This is a genomic window from Conservatibacter flavescens, assembly GCF_002795425.1.
Lineage (GTDB): Bacteria > Pseudomonadota > Gammaproteobacteria > Enterobacterales > Pasteurellaceae > Conservatibacter > Conservatibacter flavescens.
This window is the reverse complement of record NZ_PHHA01000009.1, coordinates 25,115-37,308: the sequence shown is the minus strand read 5'-3', so window position 1 is coordinate 37,308 and position 12,194 is coordinate 25,115. Positions and strand designations below refer to the sequence as shown.

Below are 12,194 nucleotides of genomic sequence, written 5' to 3'. Positions count from 1 at the left end.
AGAAAATAACATGCATTATCAGAATAAAAATATCACGGTTATCGGATTAGGCAAAACAGGCTTGTCAGTAGTCGATTTTTTACTTACTAAGCAAGCGAATGTCCGAGTAATTGACACGCGAGCGAATCCCACAGGCACAGATAAACTCGCGGCAAATGTGCCATTACACACTGGCTCTCTCAATCAACAATGGTTATTAGAAAGTGATATTATTGTGATTAGTCCAGGTTTAGCTGTAAAAACGCCTGAAATTCAAACCGCGCTTTCTGCCGGTGTTGAGGTGATTGGTGATATTGAGTTATTTTGTCGTGAAGCGAATAAGCCTATTATTGCTATTACAGGCTCAAATGGTAAAAGCACGGTAACGAGCCTTGTGGCGGAAATGGCGAAAGCGTCTGGATTGAAAACCGGAATGGGCGGTAACATTGGCATTCCGGCCTTGTCTTTGCTCAATGATGATTATGATATTTATGTTCTTGAATTATCAAGTTTTCAGTTAGAAACGACTTATAGTTTAAAAGCGATTTCTGCGACGGTACTTAACGTGACAGAGGATCATATGGATCGCTATGTGGATTTAGAAGATTACCGCCAAGCCAAATTACGTATTTATGAAAATTGTCAAACTGCAGTGATTAATAGTGAAGACCCACTCACAATGGCTGAAAGTATAAAAAATGCCGTGAGTTTTGGGGAAGATAATGGGGATTATTGGCTGAAAACAGAGGCTGATGGTTCGCAATTATTAATGGCCCATGATAGCCCTTTCCTGCCATGCTCTGAAGCTCGATTAACAGGGCGACATAATCAAATGAATATGCTTGCCGCTATTGCCCTTGCTCAAGGGGCGGGGATAAAAAATACGGGTATTTTGACCGCACTTCGTGAATTTGGCGGTTTAGCCCATCGCTTCCAATTAGCCCACGAAGCGAATGGTGTAAGCTGGATTAATGATTCTAAGGCAACGAATGTGGGCAGTACAGTTGCCGCTTTAAATGGTTTACAAGTCGCAGGTAAATTATATTTATTATTGGGTGGCGATGGCAAAGGCGCGGATTTTTCTGAGCTTGCGGCCTTAATCAATGAGTCTCATATTTATTGTTATTGTTTTGGGCGTGATGGTAAACAATTAGCTGAATTATCCGCGCAAAGTCAGTTATTTGACACAATGGAACAGGCCATAGATGCAATTCGCCCACGCTTAGAAGTGGGGGATATGGTATTATTGTCCCCCGCTTGTGCAAGTTTAGATCAATTTTCAAGTTTTGAACAACGTGGTGAGATATTTACGCATTTAGCAAAATGTAGTTAATTTGAGATAAAAAATGGGATTTTTACAGGATTTTAAGCAAAGTTATGAACGCTGGACGCAAATGACACCAAGTAATTTGCTCTATGATCGCACATTGCTATGGTTATTTTTTATTTTACTATTAATTGGTTTAGTGATGGTAACGTCAGCTTCTATTCCGGTCGGTACGCGTTTATTTGATGATCCGTTCTATTTTGCTAAGCGTGATGGGATTTATCTCTTTTTATCTGTTGGACTCGCTTATTTCTTTTTGCAAGTGCCTATGAATCGTTGGCAGCAATGGCATGTATATATTTTCTTTGCGGCATTAATTTTTCTTGTGCTAGTTATGATTCCGGGTATTGGGCGTGAAGTGAACGGGGCAAGGCGCTGGATTCCTCTTGGGCCATTGAACTTTCAGCCTGCTGAATTTGCGAAATTAGCCCTAACTTGTTATTTATCGAGTTATTTTGTGCGTAAATATGATGAAGTTCGTAGTAAGCAATTAAGCGCATTCAAACCTTTTCTTGTTGTTGCCGCTTTTGGGGTTTTATTATTGCAGCAGCCGGACTTAGGAAGTGCGGTAGTATTAGTTGTGATTACCTTTGGTTTGTTATTTATTGTTGGCGCAAAAATTTGGCAATTTATTGGATTGATAGCCGTAGTTATCTTCCTTTTTGTGGTGCTGGTGCTTTCCTCTGCTTATCGTTTAAAACGGATAACTGCGTTTATGGATCCGTTTAAAGACCCTTATGGGACTGGTTTCCAATTATCTAACTCTTTAATGGCATTTGGTCGGGGTGAATTTTGGGGAGAGGGGTTAGGTAACTCAATTCAAAAATTAGAATATTTACCTGAAGCACATACTGACTTTGTGATGGCTGTAGTAGGAGAGGAATTTGGCCTACTCGGTATTACCGTGATGATCTTTTTATTGGGCGCATTAATTGTCCGAGCAATGAAAATTGGGCGAGAATCTTTACAACTAGAACAACGTTTCGGTGGTTTTTTTGCCTTTGGAATTAGCTTTTGGATTTTCTTTCAAGGCTTTGTGAATTTAGGTATGGCATTGGGCTTATTGCCAACGAAAGGCTTAACCTTTCCATTAGTAAGTTATGGTGGTTCGAGTTTAATTACGATGTCTATCACAATAGCTATTTTATTACGTATTGACCATGAAAACCGTGTGATGCGCAGTGGTCATGCGCATTTACGAGATGATTAACATGACACAGAATAAACGATTATTAGTGATGGCCGGTGGAACCGGTGGACACGTATTTCCTGCCATTGCGGTAGCACAAGAATTACAACAACAAGGTTGGGAGATTTGTTGGTTAGGTACGAAAGATCGTATGGAGGCCACCTTAGTGCCGAAGCATGGTATTCCAATTCAGTTTATTCAAATTGAAGGTTTACGCGATCGTGGTATAAGGCCACTACTCACCGCGCCCTTTGCGATTATTCGAGCAATTTGGCAAGCGCGAAAAATTATCAAAAATTATCAACCTCATGCAGTACTTGGTATGGGAGGCTATGTCTCAGGGCCTGGCGGTGTTGCAGCAAAATTATGTCATGTGCCAGTTATTTTACATGAGCAAAATGCAGTGGCGGGTTTGACAAATAAATGGCTATCAAAATTAGCAGCCCGTGTATTGCAAGCTTTTCCCACCGCATTTCCGGCAGCAGAAGTGGTTGGGAATCCAGTGCGCCAATCTTTATTCGCAATGCCAAGTCCTCAAACGCGTTTTGCAGAACGTAGCGGTAAATTACGTGTTTTAGTGGTTGGCGGGAGTCAAGGGGCTCGAGTGTTAAATCTGACGGTGCCGAAAATGGTTGAGCAATTGTCGGATAAATTAGAGGTTCGTCATCAAGTGGGTAAAGGATCTTTGGAAAAAGTGACCGCACTTTATCCACAAAATGCGCAAGTTTCTGTAATGGAGTTTATTGATAATATGGCTGAAGCTTATGCATGGGCCGATATTGTGATTTGTCGTTCGGGAGCGTTAACGGTTAGCGAAATTGCAGCAATCGGCGTGCCTGCGATATTCGTGCCTTTCCAGCATAAGGATCAGCAACAATACCTAAACGCAAAATATTTGGCTGATGTGGGTGCTGCGAAAATTGTGCAGCAAGCAGATTTAACACCGGAAGTGTTAGTTCAATATTTGACAGAGCTTGATCGTGAAAAATTGTTAGCGATGGCTATCAAGGCAAAAGAAATGGCAAAACCTTTAGCCGCAAAACGTGTGGCGGATGTAATTATTGAAAATGCCAATGAGTAAAAAAGAGAAGATTATGACAAAACAAGACTTACAACAACGTATTCGTTGTGTTGTACCAGAAATGCGCCGTGTGAGCCAAATTCATTTTGTTGGGATTGGTGGAGCCGGTATGGGTGGTATAGCTGAAGTGTTATTGAACGAAGGTTATATTATTACAGGTTCAGATATTGCAGAAAGTGCGGTTACACAACGTTTAATTTCTTTAGGTGCAACGATTTTCTTTGAGCATAAGGCCGAAAATATAGAAAATGCGAGTGTTGTTGTGGTGTCAAGTGCGATTAAGGCGGATAATATTGAGGTTGTTGCAGCAAAAGATAAACGCATTCCAGTGATTCAGCGAGCACAAATGTTAGCTGAAATTATGCGTTTTCGACATGGTATTGCAATTGCGGGAACACATGGAAAAACCACGACAACCGCGATGGTTTCTATGATTTATGCTCAAGCAGGACTGGATCCAACTTTTGTGAACGGTGGTTTAGTGAAATCAGCGGGTACAAATGCACATCTTGGGGCGAGCCGTTATTTAATTGCCGAAGCTGACGAAAGTGATGCGTCTTTCTTACATTTGCAACCGATGGTTTCAGTGGTGACGAATATTGAGCCAGATCACATGGAAACTTATCATGGTGATTTTGATGAGATGAAACGGACTTATGTGAATTTCTTACATAACTTACCATTTTATGGCTTAGCTGTGATGTGTGCAGATGATCCTGTTTTGCGAGAGTTAGAAGCACAGGTAGGACGACAAGTTATTACCTATGGTTTTAGCGAAGACGCAGATTATCGTATTGAAGATTATCAGCAAACAGGCTTTCAGGGGCATTATGCAGTGATTACACCGAATGGTGAACGTATTGATGTGCTGTTGAATGTGCCAGGTAAGCATAATGCGCTAAATGCAACGGCGGCGTTAGCTGTTGCAAAAGAAGAAGGGATTGATAATGAATCTATTTTAGCCGCATTAGCAGATTTTCAGGGGGCTGGACGTCGTTTTGACCAATTAGGGCAATTTATTCGTCCAAATGGAAAAGTTATGTTAGTAGATGATTATGGTCATCACCCAACAGAAGTCAATGTGACTATTCAAGCTGCTCGTCAAGGGTGGGAGAATAAAAGGATTGTAATGGTGTTTCAGCCACATCGTTATTCTCGAACCCGTGATTTATTTGATGATTTTGTACAAGTCCTGTCACAGGTTGATATTTTAATTATGCTTGATGTTTATGCGGCGGGTGAAGCGCCAATTGCGGGAGCTGATAGTCGGTCTTTGTGTCGTTCTATCCGAAATTTAGGCAAAGTTGATCCTATTTTGGTAGCCGATCATGCACAGCTACCTGAAATTATGGATCAAGTATTACAAGATGGCGATCTTATCTTGGCTCAAGGTGCTGGGAATGTCAGCCGTTTGTCTCGTAACTTAGTTGAACTGTGGACGACAAACTAAGGTGCGATCTATTTTGTGGGATGTGTCGTGCATTCTGAATAAGATTTAGTTGAATATAAAAGGGATTGTCCCTATAAATGATGAGAATGAGATAATATGAAGCCTTTAAAACAACAAAAAATTGCGGTGTTATTCGGTGGTACATCTGCTGAGCGTGAAGTGTCTTTAAATTCAGGGGTAGCTGTGTTAGCTGCCTTACAAGCTCAAGGCTATAATGCACATGGTATTGATACCAAAGCTTTTCCGGTTGAAAATTTAAAAGAAGAAGGCTTTGAACGGGTATTTAATATTTTACATGGTCGCGGTGGTGAAGATGGTACATTGCAAGGGTTATTAGAGCAATTAGGTATTCCTTACACTGGATGTGGTGTGATGACCTCAGCCTTAACGATGGATAAAATGCGCACAAAGATGTTATGGAAAGCATTTGGATTGCCTATTGCCGATATGGAAATTGTTTATAAACATCAATTTAGCGAACTAAACCCGTCAGAAGTTGTCAAAAAATTAGGTCTGCCACTCATGGTTAAACCTTCTCAAGAAGGGTCAAGCGTAGGGTTAACGAAAGTTAAAACTGAAGAGCAGTTAAAAAGTGCGGTGGAATTTGCCTTAAAATATGACAATACAGTATTAATTGAAGAATGGTTAGATGGCGACGAGTTTTCTGTGCCGGTACTGGATGGTGAAGTATTGCCTGCGGTTAGAATTGTCCCAGAAGGAGAGTTCTATGATTATGAGGCGAAGTATGTTTCGGATAATACTCAATATTTTTGCCCAGCCGGTTTAAGTGATGAGCGTGAACAGGAGATTCGTCGATTAGTTAAACAAGCTTATGATGTTGTGGGTTGCCGTGGTTGGAGCCGTATTGATGTGATGGCGGATAGTAAAGGACAGTTTCGCTTGGTAGAGGTAAACACGACACCGGGTATGACGAGCCATAGTTTGTTCCCTAAATCAGCCAAAACAGTTGGTTATTCTTTTGAGCAATTAGTCGCGAAAATTTTGGAGCTTAGCGTTTAATGAATGTATTAAAACGCAAAACGGCACAGAATGTCCGTTATGGTGAACAGCGGCATGGTTTTTTTATGCTGATAAAACCATTGCTTGTGTTATTATGCGTTGGCGTGTTGTATTTTATTTATGCAAATTGGCAAGGTTGGTTAGAAAAATTAGATAATAAGCCAATTAGTGCTTTTGCTTTGGCGGGGGCACCACAATTTACGACTTACACAGATGTACGTGATGTTATCCTCGAAATGGGAGACTTAAAAGGGTATTTTGGGCAAGATGTGGACTTAATTCGGGCAAAAATTGAGTCTTTGCCATGGATTAAGGGCGCGATTGTTCGAAAAATTTGGCCAGACCGTTTGAGTATTTGGGTAACAGAATATCAGCCAGCAGCCATTTGGAACGACACCCAGCTAGTGTCACCTCAAGGGGAAATTTTTAAATTACCTTTTGATAAGTTAAAAAATCCGAATTTACCTCAACTATCAGGCCCGGATTTTCAAAGCCAAGTTGTTTTAGCTGCATGGAGCCAGATTTTTAGAGAACTAAGAGCAAAAAATTTATCGTTAAAATCTGTAGGAGTCGATGAACGCGGTTCTTGGCAAATTGTGCTGGATAATGATGTATTATTAAAGCTTGGGCGTGGAGAGTGGACGAAAAAAATTGAGCGTTTTGTGACAATTTATCCACAAATTGAAGTGCCTGAACATAAAAAATTATCTTATGTAGATTTGCGCTATAATGTTGGGGCAGCCGTCGGATTTGTTGACGATATTAATGCGGTAGAATAATCAGAAAAATTAACAAAAAATATGTGAAGTAAATATGGCAAAGATAGTGGAATCAAAAACAGTTGTGGGATTAGAAGTGGGGACTTCTAAAGTAGTGGCCGTGGTTGGTGAAGTGTTACCTGATGGTGTTGTGAACGTATTGGGTATGGGGAGTTGTCCTTCACGTGGTATTGATAAAGGTGGAATTACAGATTTAGATGCGGTTGTGCATTCTATTCAACGAGCCATTGAGGCAGCAGAATCTGTAGCAGATTGTCAAATAATGAGCGTGACGTTGGCGATTACCGGTGAACACATTCAAAGCATCAATGAGAGCGGTCTTGCACCTATAGTTGATGGCGAGGTCACACAAGATGAAATTGATTCCGCTATGTATACGGCAAGTTCAGTTAAAATGTCGGAAGGACTGTCGGTATTACATGTTATTCCTCAAGAATTTGCAGTAGACAGACAGTTTAATATTAAAAACCCATTAGGTTTACAGGGAATGCGTCTCAAAGCACAGGCACACTTAATCGCTTGTCACCAAGATTGGTTAAAGAATCTGAAAAAAGCGGTGGAACGCTGTAAACTAAAAGTCGATGAGGTCGTATTTTCAGGTTTAGCTTCAGGCTATTCGGTATTAACTGAAGATGAAAAAGAGTTAGGGGTGTGCCTGATTGATATCGGTGGTGGGACAATGGATATTATGGTTTATACCAACGGCGCACTACGATTCAGTAAGGTAATTCCTTATGCTGGTAATATTGTCACTGATGATGTTGCTTACATGTTTACGACATCACGTACTAAAGCGGAAGAAATTAAAGTCAATTATGGTAGTGCAATGACACCACCAAGTTTGCACCCTGAGAAAAAAATCGAGGTTTTAGGCGTGGGCGGGAGACCACCACGTACCTTAACTAAAGAAAGCCTTTCTGAAATTACCTCTGCGCGTTATGCCGAATTATTTGAGTTGGTAAAAAAAGAATTGGCAAAATTGCGAGCTGAATTATCTGAACGTCAAATGAAGTCCGAGTTAATTGCTGGAATTGTATTGACTGGTGGCGGTTCGCAAATTGAAGATGCAGCGCAATGTGCTGCAGATGTATTTGGATCGCAAGTTCGCATTGGTAGTCCGTTGAATTTAACAGGGTTAACGGATTATGTAGATAAACCACAATATGCGACAGTATTAGGACTTTTACACTATAGCCACCATAATGATCATGATGGCTTAATGCGTGATAGTTTTCAAAACGAAGAAGGTTTTGGAGGAAAAACTTTTGGTATTTTGAAAAAAATCTTTAATAAAGTGAAGTCAGAGTTTTGAGAATTGAGATTTTTCATCTACAATAGGAATAATTTAGGTTTAATATCATGCTAACTGTTGGTGTTGGCATACACGGAGAATAAAAATGTTTGAGCCAGTCGAGTACGAATCATATCAAGAAGGCGCCATCATCAAGGTGATTGGCGTAGGTGGTGGTGGCGGTAATGCCTTAAACCATATGGTTCAGAGTATGGGAAACCATGCTGAAATTAGCCAGATGGTCAATGGTATTCAAAGCTATGGCAGTTTTGATGCGGCAGACCAACATGCTAGCATTGGCTTCTTTGTGGTGAATACCGATGCCCAAGCTTTGCGCAAAAGCAAAGTCACTCAAACAATTCAAATTGGTAATGAAAGAACCAAAGGATTAGGGGCTGGCGCAAATCCAAATATCGGCCGAGAAGCGGCAGAGGAAGATCAGGATGCCATTCGTGCAATGTTAGAAGGGGCGGATATGGTATTTATTGCTGCTGGTATGGGCGGTGGAACCGGAACTGGGGCTGCCCCTGTGGTGGCGCAAATTGCCAAAGAATTAGGTATTTTAACCGTTGCAGTTGTAACGAAACCCTTTGTTTTTGAAGGGAAAAAACGTATGCATTATGCAGAATTGGGGATCCAAGAACTGTCTAAGCACGTTGATTCTTTGATTGTTATTCCTAATGAAAAATTATTAAAAGTACTTGGCAAAAATATCTCACTTATTGATGCATTCTCTGCGGCTAATGATATTTTAAATAATTCTGTACGCGGTATCTCTGACATGATTACCTCTCCGGGTTTGATTAACGTGGACTTTGCTGACGTACGTACAGTTATGTCTGAAATGGGACATGCCATGATGGGAACTGGAATTGGTTCTGGAGACGTTGGTGATGGTCGTGCAGAAAAGGCTGCTCAAGAAGCGGTTGCTAGCCCATTGTTGGAAGATATTGATCTTTCGGGTGCAAAAGGCGTATTGGTGAATATTTCTGCTGGACTGAATTTAACCTTAGATGAGTTTCGTGCTGTCGGTGATACTGTACGTGCATTTGCTTCAGAAGATGCGACAGTAATTGTCGGTACAAGTTTAATGCCTGAATTAGAAGATGAAATTCGTGTGACTATCGTTGCGACAGGTATCGGTGCAAATACCTCAGCTGAGGCAATGATGCCAAAACAACGTATGATGGGTGTTGCGACTCCAACACAGGGGACCGCACATGGATTTGAACCTGCTCATCAACCGTTACAAGGAACACAAAGCCATCATCAGTATGGGGCCGGTCGTGTCGAGCCTAAAAATGAATTCGATCTTCCACCTGCAGCAAGAAATTTAAAATCAGAAGATGAAAAATTGCTGAATGTGGCTGCATTTTTGCGTAAAAATAATAATGCAGATTAATTATTTATGTGTGATAGCATAAGTAGGTACATATATGATTAAGCAAAGAACATTAAAACAAAGCATTAAAGTAACAGGTGTTGGATTACATAGTGGTCGCAAAGTGACATTAACATTGCGTCCAGCCACTGTGAATACAGGTGTGATTTATCGTCGAACAGACCTTAATCCTCCGGTATCTTTCCCCGCAGATGCAAATTCTATTCGTGACACTATGCTTTGTACGTGTTTAGTGAATGATGATGGTGTTCGTATTTCTACAGTAGAGCACCTCAATGCTGCATTAGCTGGTTTAGGTATTGATAATATCATTGTTGAAGTTGATGCGCCTGAAATACCTATTATGGATGGCAGTGCGAGTCCATTTATTTACTTGTTATTAGATGCAGGTATTGAAGAACAAAATGCAGCGAAGAAGTTTATTCGTGTAAAACAAAAAATCCGTGTTGAAGACGGTGATAAATGGGCGGAGTTTGCGCCTTATAATGGTTTTCGTTTAGATTTTACTATTGATTTTAATCATCCTGCAATTAGCAAGAATGTATGCCATTATACGATGGACTTCTCTGCTCAAGCTTTTGTTCATCAAATTAGCCGTGCGCGTACGTTTGGCTTTATGAAAGATATTGAGTACTTGCAATCACAAGGATTAGCGCTGGGCGGAAGTTTGGATAATGCAATAGTACTAGATGATTATCGTATCTTAAATGAAGAAGGTTTGCGTTTCCAAGATGAGCTTGTGCGCCATAAAATGCTTGATGCGATCGGTGATTTATTTATGTGTGGATATAACATTATTGGTGATTTTAAAGCCTATAAATCAGGACATGGTTTGAATAATATGTTATTACGCGCGTTACTGGATAATCAAGAAGCGTGGGAGTTTGTGAGCTTTGATGACAAGGCAGACATTCCACAAGGTTATACTGTTCCAACTCAAGTGCTGATCTAATGGCAATAGACTAATTCAAATAAAAGCTATATTTTAACGATATAGCTTTTTTTATATGAGGAATACTATATGAAAACGTTTGTTAAATTGACCGCTCTTTCATTATTAATGAGTTCAGCGACTGCAATTGCTTATGAAACAGATAAGGTTTATCAATTCACCGTATTACATACTAATGATTTACACGGTCATTTCTGGCCAAATGAGCGTGGTGAATATGGCTTAGCCGCACAAAAAACCTTGATTGATAAAATTAGAACAGAAGTTGAAACAAAAGGTGGTACCGTTCTGTTATTAAATGCTGGAGATATTAATACCGGCGTGCCTGAATCAGATTTACAAAATGCAAGACCTGATATCGAGGGAATGAATGTGATTGGGTATGACGCGATGACGTTGGGGAATCATGAGTTTGATAATCCGTTGCAATTGTTAGAAATGCAAGAAAAGTGGGCAAAATTCCCATTTCTTGCGGCAAATGTGCGATTAAATAAAACAAATGAACTTTTAGTGAAGCCTTATACTGTGCTGGATAAACAGGGACTTAAAATAGCGGTTGTAGGATTAACAACGGAGGATACAGCAAAATTAGGTAATCCAGAGTTTATGGGGGCCGTCACATTCAATGATCCAACTGAGACTGCCAAGCAAGTGTTAGCACAGCTAGACAAAAACGAAAAGCCAGATGTCAAAATTGCACTAACCCATATGGGATATTATTCTGATGGAAAGCATGGTTCAAATGCGCCTGGTGATGTTTCTATGGTACGAAACTTGCCACTAAACGCTTTTGATATGGTTATTGGTGGGCATACACATGACACAGTATGCGTTGATGAAAAAGGGAAAATTGTTGAAGATTATGCCCCTACCCAAGCTTGTAAACCTGATTTTCAAAATGGTACTTGGATTATGCAAGCGGGTGAATGGGGAAAATATGTAGGGCGTGCTGATTTCGAGTTTAAAAATGGTGAATTAAATCTAGTTGATTATACATTGATCCCTGTAAATTTAAAACAAAAGACCACAAATGCAGAGGGGAAATCAGAATATGTGCTATATGAAAATGAGATTCCACAAGATGCACAACTTATGGAGCAGCTTAAAGCCTATCAAGATAAAGGCGATGAGTTATTAGGGGTAAAAGTCGGAGAAGTCAAAGGAAAGTTAGAGGGAGATCGCAAGGTTGTTCGTTTCCATCAAACGAATCTTGGTCATTTAATTGGTGAAGCACAGCGTGAAAGAGTCAATGCGGATTTTGCGATTGTCGGTTCAGGTGGTATACGTGACTCTATTTTAGAAGGCGATGTCACGTATAAAGATATTTTGAAAGTACAACCATTTGGAAATATTTTGACTTACTTTGAATTAAAAGGCCGTGATTTATTGGACTATCTTAATGTTGTCGCATTTAAAGAGGTGGATTCAGGTGCTTATCCACAATTTAGCCGAGATATTAGCATGATCGTTGATCTGAAAAATAAACAATTGAAGGACATTAAAATTCAAAATCAGGATTTTGATCCTAATAAAGTTTATCGTATTGCAATTTTGAGTTATTGGGCTGCTGGAGGTGATGGCTATCCGGTAGTAACAAACCACCCAACTTATGTAAATACAGGATTTGTTGATGCTGAGGTGTTAAAAGAATTTTTTATCAAAAATAGCCCTATTGATGCCCATCAATTTGAACCCAATAATGCAGTTGTTTTTCAAGAATAAGG

10 protein-coding genes are annotated in these 12,194 nt (G+C 40.1%); all 10 read left to right on the top strand.

The window, feature by feature from the left end:
• The first annotated feature begins 10 nt into the window (after positions 1-10).
• The 10 genes from murD (at position 11) to ushA (ending at position 12,192) form a co-directional block, all read left to right on the top strand.
• On the top strand, positions 11-1,312 hold the full coding sequence (gene murD, locus CVP05_RS05220) for a UDP-N-acetylmuramoyl-L-alanine--D-glutamate ligase (protein ID WP_100288524.1): 1,302 nt from the start codon (positions 11-13) through the stop codon (positions 1,310-1,312).
• Positions 1,313-1,325: 13 nt separating this feature from the next.
• A complete protein-coding gene (gene ftsW / locus CVP05_RS05215) occupies positions 1,326-2,516 on the top strand; it encodes a putative lipid II flippase FtsW (RefSeq protein WP_100288523.1) in 1,191 nt (396 codons plus the stop codon).
• A 1-nt stretch (position 2,517) separates the two neighbouring features.
• The gene (gene murG, locus CVP05_RS05210) at positions 2,518-3,576 is read left to right on the top strand and encodes an undecaprenyldiphospho-muramoylpentapeptide beta-N-acetylglucosaminyltransferase (protein ID WP_100288522.1); all 1,059 of its coding nucleotides are present in this window, start codon (positions 2,518-2,520) and stop codon (positions 3,574-3,576) included.
• A 13-nt stretch (positions 3,577-3,589) separates the two neighbouring features.
• A complete protein-coding gene (murC, locus tag CVP05_RS05205; RefSeq protein WP_100288521.1) occupies positions 3,590-5,026 on the top strand; it encodes a UDP-N-acetylmuramate--L-alanine ligase in 1,437 nt (478 codons plus the stop codon).
• A gap of 96 nt (positions 5,027-5,122) precedes the next feature.
• Positions 5,123-6,046 (top strand): D-alanine--D-alanine ligase, encoded by a 924-nt coding sequence (locus CVP05_RS05200; protein WP_100288520.1) that lies wholly within the window; start codon positions 5,123-5,125, stop codon positions 6,044-6,046.
• Positions 6,046-6,825 (top strand): cell division protein FtsQ/DivIB, encoded by a 780-nt coding sequence (locus tag CVP05_RS05195; RefSeq protein ID WP_100288519.1) that lies wholly within the window; start codon positions 6,046-6,048, stop codon positions 6,823-6,825. The genes CVP05_RS05200 and CVP05_RS05195 overlap by 1 nt, the downstream gene beginning before the upstream one ends.
• 34 nt (positions 6,826-6,859) lie before the next feature.
• Positions 6,860-8,137, top strand: coding sequence for a cell division protein FtsA (ftsA, locus tag CVP05_RS05190; protein WP_100288518.1), 1,278 nt, complete (start codon positions 6,860-6,862; stop codon positions 8,135-8,137).
• An 85-nt stretch (positions 8,138-8,222) separates the two neighbouring features.
• Positions 8,223-9,518, top strand: a complete 1,296-nt coding sequence (ftsZ, locus tag CVP05_RS05185) for a cell division protein FtsZ (protein ID WP_100288517.1) — start codon at positions 8,223-8,225, stop codon at positions 9,516-9,518.
• Positions 9,519-9,552: 34 nt separating this feature from the next.
• Positions 9,553-10,470 carry a UDP-3-O-acyl-N-acetylglucosamine deacetylase gene (gene lpxC, locus CVP05_RS05180; protein ID WP_100288516.1) on the top strand — a complete coding sequence of 306 codons (918 nt, stop codon included), beginning with the start codon at positions 9,553-9,555 and terminating at the stop codon, positions 10,468-10,470.
• A 69-nt stretch (positions 10,471-10,539) separates the two neighbouring features.
• Complete coding sequence (gene ushA / locus CVP05_RS05175; protein ID WP_100288515.1) at positions 10,540-12,192, top strand: bifunctional UDP-sugar hydrolase/5'-nucleotidase UshA; 1,653 nt, start codon at positions 10,540-10,542, stop codon at positions 12,190-12,192.
• Positions 12,193-12,194 lie beyond the last annotated feature (2 nt).

What these genes read in the sequence shown, in the direction of transcription:
- CVP05_RS05195 (WP_100288519.1), top strand. Translation starts at nt 6,046, where the DNA reads ATGAATGTATTAAAACGCAAAACGGCACAGAATGTCCGTTATGGTGAA.
- ftsA (WP_100288518.1), top strand. Translation starts at nt 6,860, where the DNA reads ATGGCAAAGATAGTGGAATCAAAAACAGTTGTGGGATTAGAAGTGGGG.
- lpxC (WP_100288516.1), top strand. Translation starts at nt 9,553, where the DNA reads ATGATTAAGCAAAGAACATTAAAACAAAGCATTAAAGTAACAGGTGTT.
- ftsW (WP_100288523.1), top strand. Translation starts at nt 1,326, where the DNA reads ATGGGATTTTTACAGGATTTTAAGCAAAGTTATGAACGCTGGACGCAA.
- ftsZ (WP_100288517.1), top strand. Translation starts at nt 8,223, where the DNA reads ATGTTTGAGCCAGTCGAGTACGAATCATATCAAGAAGGCGCCATCATC.
- CVP05_RS05200 (WP_100288520.1), top strand. Translation starts at nt 5,123, where the DNA reads ATGAAGCCTTTAAAACAACAAAAAATTGCGGTGTTATTCGGTGGTACA.
- ushA (WP_100288515.1), top strand. Translation starts at nt 10,540, where the DNA reads ATGAAAACGTTTGTTAAATTGACCGCTCTTTCATTATTAATGAGTTCA.
- murG (WP_100288522.1), top strand. Translation starts at nt 2,518, where the DNA reads ATGACACAGAATAAACGATTATTAGTGATGGCCGGTGGAACCGGTGGA.
- murD (WP_100288524.1), top strand. Translation starts at nt 11, where the DNA reads ATGCATTATCAGAATAAAAATATCACGGTTATCGGATTAGGCAAAACA.
- murC (WP_100288521.1), top strand. Translation starts at nt 3,590, where the DNA reads ATGACAAAACAAGACTTACAACAACGTATTCGTTGTGTTGTACCAGAA.